Below are 17,555 nucleotides of genomic sequence, written 5' to 3' on the forward strand. Positions count from 1 at the left end.
AAATACCTGTATCGGCAGCGATTTGGTGGCGGAATACTCCGTCAGCCTGGCGCGCGCCGACATGATCGAACTGACGATGGAGCACTGAATGCAATCCTTACAGCAGAGACAACGCTGGATGTCGGTCTTGGCGCATAGCCAACCCGCCCAGCTACGCACCCACTGGCAGGCGCTGAACCTTAACCCAAGCTACCAGCGCCTGCGCGCCCCGGAGATCGGCCTGACGCAACTGCTGGGGCGAATGGGAGCTACCGGCCGCCGCTTTGTGCTGGGTGACATGACCGTGACCCGCGCGGTGGTGCAGCTGGAAAACGGTGGCCAGGGCTACAGCTACGTTACCGGGCGTGACAAGGAACATGCTGAACTCTGTGCGCTGATCGACGCCTTGCTACAACAATCAGCCAGCCATGAATTGCTACAGCTTCAGCTGATCGAGCCCCTGGCCGCACTGCAGCAGGAGCAGCGCCAACTGCGCGCCCGTGCCGTAGCAGCCAGCCGGGTAGACTTCTTTACGCTGGTACGAGGGGATTAAGCCATGACGTTATTAGCCGGTTTTGACCAGCCGATTGAGCAATCCCAGTCAACTTTCCGATTGATTTTAAAGGCGTTGAGTGAGCCTGGCGTGATTGTTGAACTGCCAAATTGCCCCGCATGGGGTGCACTGAATGCCGCCAGCACTGCCGTGATACTGACGCTGGCGGATCAGGAAACCCCGCTCCAGCTCTGTGCCAACCTCAAAAGTGAGCAAGTGCTAACTAACATTCGTTTCCATACCGGTGTTCCGCTGGCGACCCGGCAAGAAGATATCCATCTGGCGGTATGGGATGACCAGTTACCGCCTGCTGAGCTGAGCGCATTGCCCCACGGCAATGAAGTCTCACCGGAGTTCGGTGCCACGCTGGTGGTGCAGGTTACCGCATTGGCAGGCAGCCACACACTGCGCCTTTCCGGCCCCGGCATTGATAAACAACGGGAAATTTCCCCGCCGTTGCCAGCTGCGTTACGGGCTTATCTACTCGAACGGCCTCAGCGCTTCCCGCTGGGTCTGGACATTATCTTGACCTGCGGTGATCGCCTGATGGCGCTGCCAAGAACCACCCGCGTGGAGGAGTGCTGATGTACGTTGCGGTGAAAGGGGGCGAAAAGGCCATTGAGGCAGCCCATCAACTACAGGAAAATCTGCGCCGGGGTGACGAAGCTGTCCCAGCACTCAGCGCGGAGCAAATCGGTGAACAGCTTGGCTTGGCGGTTGACCGGGTGATGACGGAGGGCGGTATTTACGATCGCCAACTGGCTGCATTGGCCATCAAACAGGCCAGCGGCGATCTGGTAGAGGCGATTTTCCTGCTGCGCGCCTATCGCACCACCCTGCCGCGCCTGGCCGTCAGCGAACCGCTGGCTAGCGAGAACATGCGGCTGGAGCGGCGCATCTCGGCGGTTTACAAAGACTTGCCCGGCGGCCAGGTGCTTGGCCCAACCTACGACTATACCCACCGCCTGCTGGATTTTGCGCTGTTGGCCAACGGTGAAACACCTCCGGCGCCACAGGCCGATGAGCCGCTGCCAGAGAGCTGCGCCCACGTGTTCGACCTGCTCAACCAGCAACGGCTGGCGCTGGCAGAAGAGGATGACGGCAGCACTCCGGACGATATTACCCGCAACCCACCGGTTTACCCCTGCTCCCGCTCGGCGCGCTTACAGCAGCTAGTGCGTGGCGATGAGGGCTTTCTGCTGGCATTAAGCTATTCCACCCAACGCGGCTATGGCCGTAACCACCCGTTCGCCGGAGAGATCCGCAGCGGTTACGTTACCGTGGAGATCGTGCCGGAAGAGTTGGGTTTCGCCGTCGATATCGGTGAGATCCTGCTGACCGAATGCGAGATGGTGAACGGCTTTGTTGACCCGCAGGACCGGCCGCCGCACTTTACCCGTGGCTATGGGCTGGTGTTTGGCCGCTCAGAACGTAAAGCCATGGCGATGGCGCTAGTGGATCGCGCCCTGCAAACCGCCGAATACGGCGAGGACGTGGCAGGCCCGGCGCAGGACGAAGAGTTTGTGCTGGCGCACGCCGATAACGTGGAGGCCGCCGGTTTTGTCTCCCACCTCAAGCTGCCGCACTACGTCGATTTCCAGGCCGAGCTGGAGCTGCTCAAACGCCTGCAGCAGGAATTTGCCGCCCTTCAGGAGACCCGCCATGAGTGAAGTATTGACCGGCTATAACCTCGGTTATCTGGATGAACAAACCAAGCGCATGATCCGCCGCGCCATCCTCAAGGCGGTGGCGATCCCCGGCTATCAGGTGCCGTTTGGTGGCCGCGAGATGCCAATGCCTTACGGCTGGGGCACCGGCGGCATCCAGATTACCGCCAGCATCATTGGCCGTGTTGACGTGCTCAAAGTGATTGATCAGGGTGCCGATGACACCACCAACGCGGTCTCCATCCGCCGATTCTTCCAGCGCGTAGCCGGTGTTGCTACCACCGAGCGTACGCCAGAAGCTACGCTGATCCAGACCCGCCACCGTATCCCGGAAACGCTATTGCAGGCGGATCAAATCCTGATTTATCAGGTCCCCATCCCCGAGCCACTGCGCTTTATCGAACCGCGTGAGACCGAAACGCGCAAGATGCACGCGCTGGAAGAGTACGGCGTGATGCAGGTGAAACTGTATGAGGATATCGCCCGCTACGGCCATATCGCCACCACCTATGCCTATCCGGTCAAAGTTAACGATCGCTATGTGATGGACCCTTCGCCGATCCCAAAATTCGATAACCCGAAGATGCACATGATGCCCGCGTTGCAGCTATTCGGCGCCGGGCGTGAAAAACGTATCTACGCCCTGCCACCGTTTACCAAGGTGGAAAGCCTGGACTTTGACGACCATCCATTCAGCGTGCAGCAGTGGGAGGAGCCTTGCGCCCTGTGCGGTTCACGCCACAGCTATCTGGATGAAGTGGTGCTCGACGACCAGGGCAGCAGGATGTTCGTCTGCTCAGACACCGATTTCTGCCAGCAACAACTCAACCAAGAGGGACCGCACTGATGACTTCCGCTCCATTGAGTGCCACGCCGTTGCTGACGGTTGACAACCTCACCCACCTTTACGCGCCGGGCAAGGGTTTCAGCAACGTGTCATTCGATATCTATCCCGGTGAAGTGCTGGGCATCGTCGGCGAATCCGGCTCGGGTAAAACCACGCTGCTCAAGTCGATCTCAGCCCGGCTGGCCCCGCAACAGGGTCAGATCCTTTACCGCCCACAACCGGGGCAACAGCAGGATCTATACGCTATGGCAGAAAGCGATCGCCGCCGTCTGCTGCGCACCGACTGGGGCGTGGTCCATCAGCATCCGCTCGACGGTCTGCGGCCACAGGTGTCTGCCGGTGGCAACATCGGTGAGCGCCTGATGGCGATCGGCCAGCGTCATTACGGTGATATTCGCCAGCAGGCCAAACGATGGCTGGAAGACGTGGAGATCCCGGTTTCCCGCCTGGACGATTTGCCCACCACCTTCTCCGGCGGTATGCAGCAACGCTTGCAGATCGCCCGCAATCTGGTGACCCATCCCAAGCTGGTGTTTATGGATGAGCCGACCGGCGGGCTGGACGTTTCCGTGCAGGCGCGACTGCTGGATCTGCTGCGCAATCTGGTGGTGGAAATGCAGCTGGCGGCGGTGATCGTCACCCACGATCTGGGGGTAGCACGCCTGCTGGCCCACCGTTTGCTGGTGATGAAAGAAGGTGAGGTGGTGGAAAGCGGTCTGACCGATCGAGTGTTGGACGACCCGCACCATCCTTATACCCAACTGCTGGTCTCTTCGGTTCTGTCGTAATACAGGTGAGATAATGACAATTAAAATCCGGGTTGAACACCTGAGTAAAACCTTTGTCCTGCACCAACAGCACGGCACCCGCTTACCGGTGTTGCAGGATGCCAACCTGACCGTCAGTAGTGGCGAATGCGTGGTGCTGCACGGCCACTCCGGCAGCGGGAAATCCACCCTGCTGCGCTCGCTGTATGCCAACTATCTGCCAGACAGCGGCAAGATCTGGATCCATCACCACAACGACTGGCTGGAGCTGGTACAGGCAGAGGCTCGCCAAATCCTGGCGGTACGCCGCCACACCATTGGCTGGGTCAGCCAGTTTCTACGGGTGATACCACGTATCAGTGCGCTGGAAGTGGTGATGCAGCCGTTGCTGGAATCCGGCGTTGAGCGTAGCGAATGCCGTGAACGTGCCGAAGCCCTACTCAGCCAGCTCAACGTGCCACAGCGCCTGTGGCAACTGGCCCCTTCGACCTTTTCCGGTGGTGAGCAACAGCGGGTGAATATCGCCCGTGGCTTTATTAAGGATTACCCCATCCTGCTGCTGGACGAGCCGACCGCCTCCCTCGACAGCCGCAACAGCGCGGCGGTGGTTAACCTGATCGAACAGGCCAAACAGCGTGGCGCAGCCATCGTCGGTATTTTCCACGATGCAGGCACCCGTCAGCAGGTGGCAGACCGTTTACATACCATGCAGGCCCCACAGGTTCTGGAGACGCCATGATTATCAATAACGTCAAGCTGGTGCTGGAACACCAGATCGTTGCGGGGTCACTGGAAATGACCGACGGCGTGATCCGCAGCTTTGCCGATACCCCCAGCCAGTTACCGCAGGCGCTGGATGGCGAAGGTGGCTGGTTGCTGCCGGGGTTGATTGAACTGCATACCGACAATCTGGATAAATTCTTCACCCCGCGCCCCAACGTGGACTGGCCAGCGCATTCGGCCATGAGCAGCCACGACGCGCTGATGGTCGCCAACGGCATCACCACGGTGCTGGATGCGGTGGCGATCGGTGACGTGCGCGACGGTGGGCACCGGCTGGAAAACCTGCAAAAAATGATCGACGCGGTGATCTACAGCCAGCGAGCCGGAGTGAACCGGGCCGAACATCGGCTGCACCTGCGCTGCGAACTGCCCCATAGCAGCACCCTACCGCTGTTCGAACAGCTGATGGATAAACCGGGCGTGTCTTTGGTGTCGCTGATGGACCATTCGCCAGGCCAACGCCAGTTCGCCTCACGTGAGAAATACCGTGAATACTACCAAGGGAAGTATCACCTCAATGACCAGCAGATGAGCGAGTTCGAGGTGGAGCAGATGGGCCTGTCCGAACGCTGGGCCACACCGAATCGCGAGGCGATCGCCGCCCACTGCCGGGCGCGTAATATCGCCCTGGCCAGCCACGACGATGCCACCGCCGATCACGTCAGCGAATCCAGTGCGCTGGGCAGCGTGATTGCCGAATTCCCGACCACCGAAGCGGCAGCCCGAGCCTCACATCAGCAAGGCTTGCAGGTGCTGATGGGCGCGCCGAATATCGTGCGTGGCGGTTCCCACTCTGGCAACGTGGCGGCGCACCATCTGGCGGCCCTTGGCGTGCTGGATATCCTCTCTTCCGATTATTATCCCGCCAGCCTGTTGGACGCGGCATTTCGTCTGGCAGACGACGATCGCAACGCTTTCAGTCTGCCGCAGGCGGTACAGCTGATCACCCGCAACCCGGCACGAGCATTGGGCTTGCAGGATCGTGGTCTGATCGCCGAAGGGTTGCGCGCAGATCTGGTATTGGCCAGGCCGCACGGCGAGCATATCTACGTGCAAAACGTCTGGCGCCAGGGCAAGCAGGTGTTCTGATGGCCTATCTTATCTATCTGATGGGCCCATCCGGGGCAGGCAAGGACAGCCTGCTCGAACGGCTACGGGCAGAAAACAGCGCCGGGCCACTGGTGGCGCACCGTTACATCACCCGCCCGGCCAATGCTGGCTGCGAGAACCATATCGCCCTGAGCGAGCAGGAGTTTCTGCGCCGCCGTGCCAAAGGGTTATTCGCTCTGGATTGGCAGGCGCATGAACACCGTTACGCCTTGGGTATCGAGGTCGATCTGTGGTTATTGCAAGGGATCGACGTGGTGGTCAACGGATCCCGAGCTCATTTGCCACAGGCGCTGCAACGCTATGGTGCGCAACTGCTGCCGGTCTGCTTGCAGGTTTCTCCAACGGTGCTGCGCCAAAGGCTGGAACAACGCGGGCGGGAGAACACGATACAGATCGAGCAACGGCTGGCGCGGGCGGCCAGCTATCAGCAGACCCTGCCAGTAGACTGCCACCTGCTGGATAACAATGGCGATCTCGGGCATACCCTTGACGCACTGCTGGCCTTAACCACCGGGCAGCCTGCTATGCAGTAAGAAAAGAGGAAACCAACATGCAACTGACCTTTCTTGGTACCGGCGGGGCACAACAGGTGCCCGCCTTTGGCTGCGAATGCCTAGTGTGCCAGCGGGCGCGGCGTGAACCGGCGTTCCGGCGGCGAGCGTGCAGTGCGATGATCAAATTTCAAGGGGAAACAACGTTGTTGGACGCGGGATTAAGCTCGTTGGAAAGGCGTTTTGCGGCGGGGGAAATTCAACGTTTTTTACTGACACACTATCACATGGATCACGTTCAGGGGTTATTTCCTTTACGATGGGGGTGCGGAAATGCGATCCCGGTCTATGGCCCGGCAGATGAACAGGGCTGCGATGACCTGTTCAAACATCCCGGTATTCTGGCGTTCCAACCCCCGCTACACCCCTTTGAAACGGTGGAGTTTGGTGGGCTGCACGTCACGCCGTTGCCGTTGATCCACTCCAAACTCACCCACGGCTATCTGATCCAGGCGGCAGGCAAAGCCCTGGCCTATCTGACCGACACCGTCGGTCTGCCGCCAGAAACCACACGCTATCTACAACTGGTTACCCTCGATTTACTGGTGGTGGATTGCAGCCTGCCGCCGCAGCCACAGACGCCGCGTAATCACAACGATCTGTCCCGCGCGCAGGAGATCCTGCAGCGCTTGCAGCCACGGCGTACGTTGCTGACGCATATCAGCCATCACCTCGATTTATGGTTGATGGCCAATGAACTACCACCCGGCATGGAGCTGGCGTTCGATAACCTCAGCGTTGAGCTATAAACGGTGCGAACAGTGCAACTGGTCGGATTCTATAATCTTGACCCCACTGCCAGGGCTGAAGGCCTGTGTCACCAGCGTTTGCGCCACGTCTTTGGCGGCAACGCCCTTCCATTTGCCAGGCAGCAGGCCAAACAACGGTTGACTGAGTCGCTCCAGCAAACGCGGCTCAGCCCGGGAACCGAACAACATTGAAGGACGCAATATTGTCAGGCGCGGCCAATTCTGTTCACGCAACGCCTGCTCCATCTGCCCTTTGGTGCGGTTGTACAGAAATAAGGATTTCGAGTTGGCCCCGATAGCGCTCACCACCAGGCAATGCTGCGCGCCGAGCCGCTGCCCTGTCAGGGCCGTTTCGACCACCAACTGATAGTCAACATGGCGGAATGCCTCTGCGCTCCCGGCCTGACTGCGCGTGGTGCCCAGGCAGCAGAACACTGCATCGACTGGCTGTGCCAACTGCGTCAACAACTCGTGCAGATCGCCCCCGACCGGGTTGTGCAATTTGGCGTGTGGCGGTAGCGCCTTACGCGTTGGAGCCACAATCTCCGTAACCTGCATATCTGCCAACAGCAGGCGCAGCAGTTCACTCCCCACCAGCCCGCTGGCGCCTGTGATCAGTACTCGTGCCATATGTTTCCTCCTCACCCTCTGTTTGCCAAGACAAAGAACTGCCCGTGGAGACTCTCTACGTTCCTTTACTGCGCCGGTTTCACATCGGCGACGTACGTGGGTAAATTCCAGGTTCCACCCGCATGGATTAAACGGCACAGGCCGGTGGTGGCTTCGTTACTTTGACGGAACGCCGTGCCATCCCACACCCAGTTGGCTGTGGCCCAGCAATCGCCCAATCCACGCCCCTTTTGCCCCATTGAGATGGTCCCTTCATCATAGCCAGAGCCGGAGTTGGTCACCAATACCGGGGCCTGCTTCAGGGCACTGTCAATCACCCAATAACCGTAACCTTCGTTATAGGCCGCCCGCCAACATACGGCGGTAATCAGGACATGGCCATTGCCGAGCGGGGTCAGCGTGATGCCATCCTCGCTTGCGCCGTCGTTCTCCTGTGGGGACTGCATGCGGTCGCAATCATCCGGTTGCAGCGTTGCCAGCAGTTTGGGTGTCAGCACGGCGATCTCGGGTGCCGTAAGCGGGCGTTCTTCCGCCTTGGGCACCTTTACTGCCTGGATCACCGGAGCAGGAATCGCTGCTGGCACGCTGCTTTCCGGCTTGTTACCTTTTTTAGTCAAAGCACCGGGCGTGCCGATACGCCCCTGCACATCATCCATCTTCAATAAAGTGGCCGAAGCCCCATCGCCTGACAGCACGAAAGGTACGGGGCCGCCTTTAAATTCAACCGTGCCGCTGCCTTTGATTGCGCCGATCAGTGCCAGAGTCTGGCTTGCTGACAGGTTCCAGTTTCCATCCTTGGCCGGTTTGAGCACACCAACCGCCTTGCCGTTGATCCACAGTATCAGCTTTGCCACCGCGGCTGAATCACCCTCTTCGTAATCCGCCAAGGTCACTTCCCCCGTTGGGGCGGTGCCAGGGCCTGCGATGCGCGTGAGCAGCACCGAACCGTTCGAAGCGCTTGGCTCATCTTCATTACCGTAGCCCGCCGCGCGACAGGTATTGATGTTGTCACAGGCCAGTTCCCAGTTCTTATGGCTAAAGGAAACTCCGCTGTCTTGGGCCATCGCCGGGGAACCCAATGCCGCCAGTAGCGCCAATGCGGCCATCTCGGTGTTTTTCATGCCATCTATCCTTAATATTCAGCTCGATTATCAACGTGCCCAGTGCAGCTTTTTGCCAAAACCCAGGGTGTTATCGGTCATCTTCACTTCCTGCAACGCAATCTGCCAGATGGGGGCTTTCATCACCTTGGCCACCGGAAAGCGTTTGCAGTAGCGCGCACGAGCCAGTTCAGCCTCGTCCCCCGCCAACGGCGTGATTTCCCCCGCGTATTGCACCCCTTTGATCAGCGCAACGGTCTTGGGCTGCGGCGCAATAGTGCCGACCACCCGGCTGTTGCGTTGTATCAGTTCACCGTGGCGGGTGTGCGACTCGGTCATCAGCCATAGCGCCATGCGCTCGGCATCAAATACGTAAAAGCAGTTGGCGCACCACATCGCCGTGCCATCACCGGCACAAAGCGTGAGCACATGCTGCTTACTGAGAAAACGGATAATGTGCAGCCGATCTTCGCTCTGGTTCAACGTAAGTTCTCCTTTTCACCTCCGCTATCTTACCCGCAGATTTGAAGGCAGTCACAATTAGCGACAAATTATACTCAACATAAAACTAGCATATTAATTAGAAATCCCTGCATTAATATGCAAGGTAAGACCGGCCGCTGTAATAACAAACAACAAACATCCTATCTTTATTTCTGCTATTACCTGATTATAATGGCGTGAGTTTACCGGGGCATGAAACGAAAATACTTTCTGGCAAAGACCTTATTTGCCAGCGGGATATTTTCGCCTGAAGAATGACAAAAATGAACAAACTAAAAATTGCAGCGACCCCCAAAACGCTCTCTTGCTTTGAAACCACACGTAAAATTAGCGACGTGCACCACAGCGACTTTAATGACGTAGCCGCCATCGTCCTTTCCGTGGAAGACGTACGGCAAGCAGTTGGAGGCCGCAGCGGTAAAATATAAAAGCGAACTGCTACCACCGTTCTTTAATACCCTGACCAAATATGTCGAAATGGGTAACGCCACCTTCGCCTGTCCAGGCCACCAGGGTGGTGAGTTCTTCCGCAAGCACCCCGCGTCTGGGGAGTTATTATTCCGCTGGTCGGTATTTCGTTAATTGGTTGGTAGTGGTTCAGCGGCACCGCTTGGATAGCCGCCTGGAACCCGCATGCCGTGCCAACCTTTGAAGCCGTCGGTTCTTCTATCTCAATGACGCTGTGGGCCTTCCTGGGTCTGGAATCTGCCTGTGCCAACACCGATGTGTTACTTTGCTGCCTATACGGCAGTGAACTATTACAGACTAGCCTTAATACCAGACCCTGCAAAGCGTGGCATGATAAAAATAACTCATTTTCTCGGCTAATACTTTTATATGACTAAAGTAAAGAAGGAATATCCGACACCGCAGATATTCCCATTTTATCAGCTTAAATCCGAACCGTTGCTGGCAATCACTTTCTTATACCAGTAAAACGATTTCTTTCTGGTTCTGGCCAAGGTGCCATTGCCCTGATCATCGCGATCCACATAGACAAAGCCATAGCGCTTACTCATTTCCCCGGTAGAGGCGGAAACCAGATCGATGCAGCCCCAGGAGGTGTAACCCATCACCGGAATACCATCCTCGATAGCGTCCGCCATGGCTTTGATATGCTCACGCAAATAGCTGATACGGTATTCGTCGTCGATCTCGCCCTGCAGATTGATTTCGTCCTTCGCTCCCAGGCCGTTCTCCACCAGGAACAGCGGTTTCTGGTAACGGTCATACATCATGTTCATGGTGATGCGCAGGCCCAACGGATCGATACCCCAGCCCCACTCACTGGCCTGGATATGTGGGTTTTTCAAAGATTTGACGATATTGGCCGCACTGCTGTTGTGCTCGTTCATCTCAGCCGAGGCACAGCGGGAGGCGTAATAACTGAAGGAGACAAAATCGACGCTGTGTTTGAGGATCTCACTGTCGCCCGGTTCCATCGCGATGGTGATGCCTTTTTCCCGGAACAGACGTTTGGTGTACGAGGGATAAGCACCACGAGCCTGAACGTCGATGAAGAACAGGTTCTCGCGATCTTTCTCCAGCGCAGCCCAGACGTCTTCAGGTTTACAGGACCACGGGTAGAAATTGCCCCCAGCCAGCATGCAGCCAACCTGATTGTGCGGGTTAACCTCATGGGCGATTTTGGTCGCTAACGCACTGGCCAACAGTTCATGATGCGCAGCCTGATATTTCACCTGCTCCTGATTATCGCCTGGCTCGAACACCAGCCCCGCGCCGGAGAACGGGCTGTGCAGCAGGATATTGATTTCATTAAACGTCAGCCAGTATTTCACCAGCCCATCAAAGGCCTCAAAACAGGTGCGGGCGTAGTGGGTGAAGAACTCCACCATTTTCCTGTTGCGCCACGAACCGTATTCCCGCACCAGATGCATCGGCACATCAAAGTGGCACAGCGTGACCAGCGGCTCGATGCCGTGCTTTTTGCATTCAGTAAAAACGTCGCGGTAGAAAGCAATCCCTTCCGCATTCGGCACCGTTTCGTCCCCGTTAGGGAAAAGACGGCTCCAGGCGATCGAAGTACGGAATACGCTGAACCCCATCTCTGCCATCAGGGCAATGTCATCTTTATAGAGATGATAAAAATCTATGCCGACATGGCTAGGGTAGAACTCGTCTTCCCGCAGCTCAAAGCGCTTTTCCTGGCCCAGTTTTACCGCCAGCCGATCTTTGCCATGAGGGATCATATCCACCGTGGTCAGCCCTTTGCCGCCCTCAAGATAAGCGCCTTCGGCCTGGTTAGCCGCTAGTGCACCACCCCATAAAAAGTCTGCGGGGAAAATAGATGCTGGCATAAAATACCTCTTCTCAAATATGCATTTTTACAACAGGTTATACGGATAACGCGGGCGCCGATTTGGCTTTTTCACTTTCCGCATCTTCAGTCACCGGGATATCTTCAAACCCGAGTAACAGCGTAAGGATGAAGGAAAGCACCACCGCCAAAATCATCACGCCAAACACCCAGACAATGGTCATTGGGTTAGCCGGATCAAAGAACTGCACGCTGGTAAACAGGCCCGGAGAGGCCATCGAGTGGCTCGCCAATCCGGCAATTCCGGCCACGCCGCCGCAGACAAAACCACTGATCAGCGCTGCGATAAGCGGGCGCTTCAAGCGTATTGCCACACCATAAAGCGCGGGTTCTGAAATCCCGGCAACAATTGCCGATGCCGCAGCGGCCAGCGCCGTCTGACGCAGCTCCGGATTTTTGGTCCGCCAGGCTACCGCCAGCGATGAACCGCCCAGCGAGAGGTTGGCCCCAATTTCAGATGGCATCACCATGCCTTCTTTGCCGGTTTCCGCGATGGTTTGAATGATGGTTGGCGTAAATACGCGGTGCATCCCGGTCATCACCAGCAGCGGCCATAGCCCGCCCATAATCGCTACGGATAACCACCCCAGATAGCTGTGAATGGTGTACACCAGCGCGGAAATGCCGCTACCAATCCAGATGCCCAGCGGGCCAATCAACAAGATGGCGATCGGCGCAGAGATCAGCACGATCAGCATCGGTTTGAGGAAGTTTTTCGTCACGGCTGGCGTGATGCGATCGACCCATCTTTCAATGTAGGAGAGCAACCAGGTCATGAACAACGCCGGGATCACCGTGTAGGTGTATTTCACCGCCGTGACCGGGATACCCATAAATTCAACCTGTTGGCCCTGCGCGGCTTTCGCCATCAGATCGATAAATGCGGGATGAACCAATACCCCGGCAATCGCAATCGCCAGCGACATATTGGTTTTGAATTTTACCGCTGCGGAAGCGGCAACCATCACCGGCAGGAAGAAGAACGCCCCGTCGCCAATGACGTTGAGGATAATAAGCGTCGAGGAGCCTTTGCCGAACACGCCGGTCATATCCAGGATCATGGCGAGCAGTTTCACCATCGAGCCGCCGATAATGGCCGGGATCAGCGGTGACATGGTGCCAATCAGCGCATCCAGTATCCCCGCCCCAATGCGTTTGAGAGTGATCTTGTTCTTTTCAGGTGCCGGTCCCTGGGATACCGCCCCTTCGGGTAATAGTTTCAGCACTTCGGTATAGGCCTGTGAAACAGTGTTACCAATGATCACCTGGCACTGATTTTCGCTTCTTACCACGCCCAGCACGCCGCCGATCGCCTTCAGTCTGGCGGCATCGACCAGGGTGTCGTCGTTGAGCACAAAGCGTAAACGCGTCATGCAATGAGTCACCGCCGCGACGTTACTCGCTCCCCCAACTGCATCCACTATCGCTTTTGATACTGCCGCATAATTCTTAGACATGAGGACCACTCTCATAGATAGGTAACCGGTTCCACACAAGAGTTTTGATATTAAGATTACAGATCAATCTATAATTTTTTTTATTGTCTATTTTGTGATTTTGATCGACATGGATGGGTTCAGGAAGCTGCAAAGGCTCTGCTCTAATGCGGCGGAATGTGTAGAATGGGGATAATTGTTACAGGCCAGGAAAACCCTATGTCTACCATGCAGGAAGTGGCAAAAAAAGCAGGCGTCTCAAAAGCCACTGTTTCACGCGTTCTTTCCGGCAAAGGGTACGTCAGCGAAGCCACCAAAGATCAGGTATTTAAAGCTATTGAAGAGGCGGGTTATCGTCCCAATCTGCTGGCGAGAAATCTGGCCACCAATAAATCCCAGTGCATTGGCCTGGTAGTCACCAACACCCTCTATAACGGCAGTTATTTCAGCGAGATACTTTCCCAGGCGGCGCAAAAGCTGGAAGACAACGGTCGCCAGTTGATCCTGGTGGACGGCAAGCACAGCGCCGCAGAAGAGCAAGAGGCGATCCAATTCCTGCTCGATTTACGCTGCGACGCAATCATCATCTACCCGCGTTTCTTAACCATCGAAGCGATGGACGACATCATCGAGCAGCACAAGCAACCCATCATGGTGGTGAACCGCAGGCTGAGAAAGCATCAAAGCCACTGCATCTGCTGCGACCACAAAGGGGCCAGCTTTAACGCGACAAAATATCTGATTGAGCAGGGCCACAGGAATATCGCCTTTATTACCGGTTCACTCGACTCGCCAACGGCTGTTGAGCGACTATCCGGCTATAAAGAGGCGTTAAATCAATATGATATTGAGTCGAATGAGAAACTCATTATAAAGGGAAAGTGGACGCCAGCCAGCGGTGCGGCGGCGATGGGATCCTTGCTCAAGGATAAAATCACCTTTAGCGCGGTACTCTCCAGCAACGATGATATGGCCGTTGGTGCCATCAAGAAATTGAACGTGGCGGGTATTGCTGTGCCCAATGACGTCTCGGTTATCGGCTTCGATAATATCCCAACGGCTCCCTATCTCTCCCCGGCGTTATCCAGCGTTAAAGACCCGGTGAGCGATATGATGAGCGAAGTGATCGAACGGCTGATCGCCATGCTTGACGGCGGCTATCTGTCGAAGGACAACGTTTTTACTTCGGAGCTGCTGGTTAGGGATTCGGTGGGTCCGGGTCCTTTTGGGCATCGGTAACGATTTGAACTATTACGCAGGCCGTTATGAATGAAACAACCTGGCATCTCTATATGCTGCGAATGCCAAGCGGGATGTTGTACACCGGTATCACGACAGACGTCACCCGGCGAGCGGCGCAGCACCAAGCGGGTAAAGGAGCCAAAGCCCTGCGTGGCAAAGGGGAGCTGGAACTGGTTTTTCACTGCCAGGTGGGGGATCGCTCAATGGCGCTAAGGCTGGAATATAGGGTTAAACAGTTGAGCAAAAAGCAAAAAGAGGAGCTGATCGTTAACCCGCCCCTCTCATTGGAATACCTGCTACCGGTAGTTAAAAGCGACTAAAGGGCGCCGAATACTCCACCAGCCCATTCACTCCGCTCAGTGCATCTTCCGCCAACGGATAAACCTGGAATGCGGCGTCGGTTCCTGGCCAGCGGCAATGCAGATCGAACTGGGCAGCCGTTTTAAAGCCGAAACGCCCGTAGTAAGCCGGTTCGCCCAGCACCACCACAGCGGCATAGCCGAACTCATTTAACGCATCCAGCCCTTCGTAAACCAGCTTTTCGGCCAGCCCTTGGCGACGCAGGCTTTCCTCTACTGCTAGTGGGGCAAGACCCACCCACTGACGATCCTCGCCAGCCACGTCAACCGGGCTGAAAGCGGCGTAACCGACCACGCCACCCTCTTCGTCGGTGGCAACGATGCCCAGCGTCAGCAACCCGTCTTCACGCAGTTGTTGCACCAGTTCGGCTTCGTCATCACGGCCAAAAGCGTTACGCAGCAGCGCATCAATGCCTGCGGCATCTACCGGAATTTCAACGCGGATCAGCATGGCTGCGGCACACGGGAAGTTTGCGCCGTGCCCTCCTGCAAACCGGCTTCCACAAAGTCTGCCAATCTCAGCAGGCCAACGCGCAGTGGCGTAGGCATCGCATCCAGATCGATAGCGTCCATCAGATTTTTTACATACAGGCCCAATTCGGTATCTCCTTCAATCTGCAACCGACGCTGGAAAAACAGCGTGTCGGGATCTTGCTTACGTGCCGCAATCAAGATCAGATCGTTGGCTTCGCCGCTGAAGCTGACGTCCGCCTCAGCCTGTTGGCTCACCACCAGCCTATCGTTTTCTACCGTCATAAACCATTGCAGTGCCAGATCGCGCACTTCAATCTTCAGCCAGCGCGATTCGAGAAATTCTAAATCCCCCTCAGCCAGCGCCTGACGGAACTGCCAGCTCAGCACCTGTTGCAAAACCTGACGCTGCAGAGCAAACGGCGTGAATTTTAACGGTACGCGCAACAGCGACGGCCCTTGACGCACAATGCGTGCTCGTAGTTTTTCCAACACTGTTATTCACTCCTTTCCACTCAGTCTGAGGTTATTTTGCCACATTGCGGCTACGCGTAACCGGTCTATATCAACAAATGGTGCAATTAACGCTCATCTTGCCCAACACATTTCAAGTTACCGCTGGAATATCAATACGCCAGAAGCTGCCTCAAATCAAAGCTTGTTAACCTCGGGTTCACTAAAATTGTCTCCCCGTTTACATCATTGCCAGGCGAATCAATCGCTCGGCAACGTTTATCACAGCGTATACCTGGCCAGGTGTACGGCTGAATCAGGATAGATCTATGGAGCTGCTTTGCCCCGCTGGCAACCTGCCGGCCTTGAAAGCCGCGGTAGATAATGGCGCAGATGCCGTTTACATCGGCCTGAAAGACGATACCAATGCGCGCCACTTTGCCGGGCTGAACTTTACCGAGAAGAAGCTGCAAGAAGCGGCTGACTATGTACACCGGCATGGCCGCAAGCTGCATATCGCCATCAACACCTTTGCCCACCCCGATGGCTACGCCCGCTGGCAGCGCGCCGTCGATATGGCCGCACAATTGGGTGCCGACGCGCTGATCCTGGCAGATTTGGCCATGCTGGAGTACGCAGCGGAACGTTACCCGCAGGTGGAGCGCCATGTTTCGGTACAAGCCTCTGCGACCAATGAAGAAGCCATCCGTTTTTATCAGCGCCACTTCGACGTTGCGCGAGTGGTGCTGCCGCGCGTGCTATCGATGCATCAGGTGAAGCAATTATCGCGTACCAGCCCGGTGCCTTTGGAAGTGTTTGCCTTTGGCAGCCTGTGCATCATGGCCGAAGGGCGGTGTTATCTCTCCTCTTATCTGACCGGGGAATCGCCTAACACCGTGGGCGCCTGCTCACCTGCCCGCTTTGTACGCTGGCAACAAACGCCGCAGGGGATGGAATCACGCCTGAATGACGTGCTGATCGATCGCTATCAGGATGGCGAAAACGCCGGTTACCCAACGCTGTGCAAAGGCCGCTATCTGGTGGATAACGTGCTCTACCACCCGCTGGAAGAGCCCACCAGCCTGAATACGCTGGAATTGTTGCCAGAGCTACTGGCCGCCAATATTGCCTCGGTGAAGATTGAAGGCCGTCAACGCAGCCCTGCCTATGTCAGCCAGGTTGCGCGCGTCTGGCGCCAGGCAATAGATCGCTGCATGGCCAACCCGGCTGGCTATCAAGCCGATGCCGCCTGGATGGAAACGCTCGGTGCCATGTCCGAAGGCACCCAGACCACGCTTGGCGCGTACCACCGCAAATGGCAGTAGCAGGAGGAACCATGAAATATGCATTAGGCCCGGTGCTCTACTATTGGCCAAACAGCGAGATAGACACCTTTTATCAGCAAGCAATCAGCAGCAGCGCCGATATCATCTATCTTGGCGAGAGCGTCTGCACCAAACGGCGTGAGATGAAAGTGGCAGACTGGCTAGCGCTGGCACAGGAGATCGCCAAATCCGGCAAGCAGGTGGTGATATCCACCCTGGCCTTGCTACAGGCACCTTCAGAGCTGAATGAGCTGAAGCGTTATGTGGAGAACGGAGAATTCCTGATCGAGGCCAACGACCTTGGCACGGTAAATATGGCTGCCGATCGCGGTTTGCCGTTTGTCGCCGGGCATGCCCTCAATTGCTACAACGCCTACACTCTGCGCCTGCTGCACAAGCAAGGTATGATGCGCTGGTGCATGCCGGTGGAGCTTTCGCGCGACTGGCTGGTCAATTTACTGCAGCAATGTGATGAGCTGGGGTTCCGCCAGGGGTTTGAAGTGGAAGTGTTGAGTTACGGCCATTTACCACTGGCCTATTCGGCGCGTTGTTTTACTGCACGTTCAGAAAACCGGGGCAAGGATGAATGCGAAACCTGCTGCATCAAATATCCGCAGGGGCGCATCGTCAACTCTCAAGAGAACCAACAGGTGTTTGTGCTCAACGGTATCCAGACCATGAGCGGTTACTG

Annotated in this window: 20 protein-coding genes and 3 pseudogenes; 16 read left to right on the forward strand and 7 right to left on the reverse strand. The window is 56.5% G+C overall.

Going from position 1 to position 17,555, the window contains the following annotated elements:
* The 10 genes and pseudogenes from ACLQ7H_RS17260 to phnP form a co-directional block, all read left to right on the forward strand.
* A pseudogene (locus ACLQ7H_RS17260) lies at positions 1–88 on the forward strand (phosphonate metabolism transcriptional regulator PhnF); the annotation flags it as partial.
* Positions 89–532: a phosphonate C-P lyase system protein PhnG gene (gene phnG / locus ACLQ7H_RS17265; RefSeq protein WP_411753718.1), complete on the forward strand. Its 444-nt coding sequence runs from the start codon at positions 89–91 to the stop codon at positions 530–532.
* Positions 533–535: 3 nt separating this feature from the next.
* Positions 536–1,117, forward strand: a complete 582-nt coding sequence (gene phnH / locus ACLQ7H_RS17270; protein ID WP_411753719.1) for a phosphonate C-P lyase system protein PhnH — start codon at positions 536–538, stop codon at positions 1,115–1,117.
* Positions 1,117–2,202: a carbon-phosphorus lyase complex subunit PhnI gene (locus tag ACLQ7H_RS17275; protein WP_411753720.1), complete on the forward strand. Its 1,086-nt coding sequence runs from the start codon at positions 1,117–1,119 to the stop codon at positions 2,200–2,202. The genes phnH and ACLQ7H_RS17275 overlap by 1 nt, the downstream gene beginning before the upstream one ends.
* On the forward strand, positions 2,195–3,046 hold the full coding sequence (locus ACLQ7H_RS17280; protein ID WP_411753721.1) for an alpha-D-ribose 1-methylphosphonate 5-phosphate C-P-lyase PhnJ: 852 nt from the start codon (positions 2,195–2,197) through the stop codon (positions 3,044–3,046). Before ACLQ7H_RS17275 ends, ACLQ7H_RS17280 begins: the two co-directional genes overlap by 8 nt.
* The gene (gene phnK, locus ACLQ7H_RS17285; protein WP_223537206.1) at positions 3,046–3,834 is read left to right on the forward strand and encodes a phosphonate C-P lyase system protein PhnK; all 789 of its coding nucleotides are present in this window, start codon (positions 3,046–3,048) and stop codon (positions 3,832–3,834) included. The genes ACLQ7H_RS17280 and phnK overlap by 1 nt, the downstream gene beginning before the upstream one ends.
* A gap of 13 nt (positions 3,835–3,847) precedes the next feature.
* Positions 3,848–4,552, forward strand: coding sequence for a phosphonate C-P lyase system protein PhnL (phnL, locus tag ACLQ7H_RS17290; RefSeq protein ID WP_411753722.1), 705 nt, complete (start codon positions 3,848–3,850; stop codon positions 4,550–4,552).
* A complete protein-coding gene (phnM, locus tag ACLQ7H_RS17295) occupies positions 4,549–5,685 on the forward strand; it encodes an alpha-D-ribose 1-methylphosphonate 5-triphosphate diphosphatase (RefSeq protein WP_411753723.1) in 1,137 nt (378 codons plus the stop codon). The genes phnL and phnM overlap by 4 nt, the downstream gene beginning before the upstream one ends.
* A complete protein-coding gene (gene phnN, locus ACLQ7H_RS17300; protein ID WP_411753724.1) occupies positions 5,685–6,239 on the forward strand; it encodes a ribose 1,5-bisphosphokinase in 555 nt (184 codons plus the stop codon). Before phnM ends, phnN begins: the two co-directional genes overlap by 1 nt.
* 17 nt (positions 6,240–6,256) lie before the next feature.
* On the forward strand, positions 6,257–7,006 hold the full coding sequence (phnP, locus tag ACLQ7H_RS17305) for a phosphonate metabolism protein PhnP (RefSeq protein ID WP_411753725.1): 750 nt from the start codon (positions 6,257–6,259) through the stop codon (positions 7,004–7,006).
* On the opposite strand, the gene ACLQ7H_RS17310 is transcribed toward phnP, so the two are convergent.
* The 3 genes from ACLQ7H_RS17310 to ACLQ7H_RS17320 all read right to left on the reverse strand — a co-directional run bounded on the left by ACLQ7H_RS17310 (position 7,001) and on the right by ACLQ7H_RS17320 (position 9,219).
* Positions 7,001–7,636 (reverse strand): NAD(P)H-binding protein, encoded by a 636-nt coding sequence (locus tag ACLQ7H_RS17310; protein ID WP_411753726.1) that lies wholly within the window; start codon positions 7,634–7,636, stop codon positions 7,001–7,003. The genes phnP and ACLQ7H_RS17310 overlap by 6 nt on opposite strands.
* 65 nt (positions 7,637–7,701) lie before the next feature.
* Positions 7,702–8,757 carry a DUF1176 domain-containing protein gene (locus ACLQ7H_RS17315; RefSeq protein WP_411753727.1) on the reverse strand — a complete coding sequence of 352 codons (1,056 nt, stop codon included), beginning with the start codon at positions 8,755–8,757 and terminating at the stop codon, positions 7,702–7,704.
* 30 nt (positions 8,758–8,787) lie between these two features.
* A complete protein-coding gene (locus ACLQ7H_RS17320; RefSeq protein ID WP_411753728.1) occupies positions 8,788–9,219 on the reverse strand; it encodes a YhbP family protein in 432 nt (143 codons plus the stop codon).
* A gap of 284 nt (positions 9,220–9,503) precedes the next feature.
* Here ACLQ7H_RS17320 and ACLQ7H_RS17325 point away from each other — a divergent pair.
* A pseudogene (locus ACLQ7H_RS17325) lies at positions 9,504–9,804 on the forward strand (ornithine decarboxylase); the annotation flags it as partial.
* Positions 9,783–9,971: pseudogene (gene potE, locus ACLQ7H_RS17330) on the forward strand (putrescine-ornithine antiporter); the annotation flags it as partial. The pseudogenes ACLQ7H_RS17325 and potE, both read left to right, overlap by 22 nt.
* 156 nt (positions 9,972–10,127) lie before the next feature.
* Here the strand turns inward: potE and ACLQ7H_RS17335 are convergent.
* Both ACLQ7H_RS17335 and ascF read right to left on the reverse strand, forming a co-directional pair.
* A complete protein-coding gene (locus tag ACLQ7H_RS17335; protein ID WP_411753729.1) occupies positions 10,128–11,558 on the reverse strand; it encodes a 6-phospho-beta-glucosidase in 1,431 nt (476 codons plus the stop codon).
* A gap of 37 nt (positions 11,559–11,595) precedes the next feature.
* Positions 11,596–13,035, reverse strand: coding sequence for a PTS cellobiose/arbutin/salicin transporter subunit IIBC (ascF, locus tag ACLQ7H_RS17340; protein ID WP_411753730.1), 1,440 nt, complete (start codon positions 13,033–13,035; stop codon positions 11,596–11,598).
* A gap of 198 nt (positions 13,036–13,233) precedes the next feature.
* Between ascF and ACLQ7H_RS17345 the strand changes: the two genes are divergently transcribed.
* Both ACLQ7H_RS17345 and ACLQ7H_RS17350 read left to right on the forward strand, forming a co-directional pair.
* Positions 13,234–14,253, forward strand: a complete 1,020-nt coding sequence (locus ACLQ7H_RS17345; protein WP_411753731.1) for a LacI family DNA-binding transcriptional regulator — start codon at positions 13,234–13,236, stop codon at positions 14,251–14,253.
* 26 nt (positions 14,254–14,279) lie between these two features.
* A complete protein-coding gene (locus ACLQ7H_RS17350; protein ID WP_411753732.1) occupies positions 14,280–14,576 on the forward strand; it encodes a GIY-YIG nuclease family protein in 297 nt (98 codons plus the stop codon).
* Here the strand turns inward: ACLQ7H_RS17350 and ACLQ7H_RS17355 are convergent.
* Positions 14,563–15,066, reverse strand: a complete 504-nt coding sequence (locus ACLQ7H_RS17355) for a GNAT family N-acetyltransferase (protein ID WP_411753733.1) — start codon at positions 15,064–15,066, stop codon at positions 14,563–14,565. The genes ACLQ7H_RS17350 and ACLQ7H_RS17355 overlap by 14 nt on opposite strands.
* Positions 15,060–15,581 (reverse strand): SCP2 domain-containing protein, encoded by a 522-nt coding sequence (locus tag ACLQ7H_RS17360; protein WP_024483381.1) that lies wholly within the window; start codon positions 15,579–15,581, stop codon positions 15,060–15,062. The genes ACLQ7H_RS17355 and ACLQ7H_RS17360 overlap by 7 nt, the downstream gene beginning before the upstream one ends.
* Before the next feature lie 287 nt (positions 15,582–15,868).
* On the opposite strand from ACLQ7H_RS17360, the gene ACLQ7H_RS17365 reads away from it, so the two are divergent.
* Complete coding sequence (locus tag ACLQ7H_RS17365) at positions 15,869–16,864, forward strand: peptidase U32 family protein (RefSeq protein ID WP_021179065.1); 996 nt, start codon at positions 15,869–15,871, stop codon at positions 16,862–16,864.
* Between the two features lie 11 nt (positions 16,865–16,875).
* On the forward strand, positions 16,876–17,555 hold a 680-nt coding region (locus ACLQ7H_RS17370), incomplete at its 3' end, for a U32 family peptidase (protein ID WP_411753734.1).

The organism is Serratia sp. (in: enterobacteria) (assembly GCF_046715635.1).
GTDB lineage: Bacteria > Pseudomonadota > Gammaproteobacteria > Enterobacterales > Enterobacteriaceae > Chania.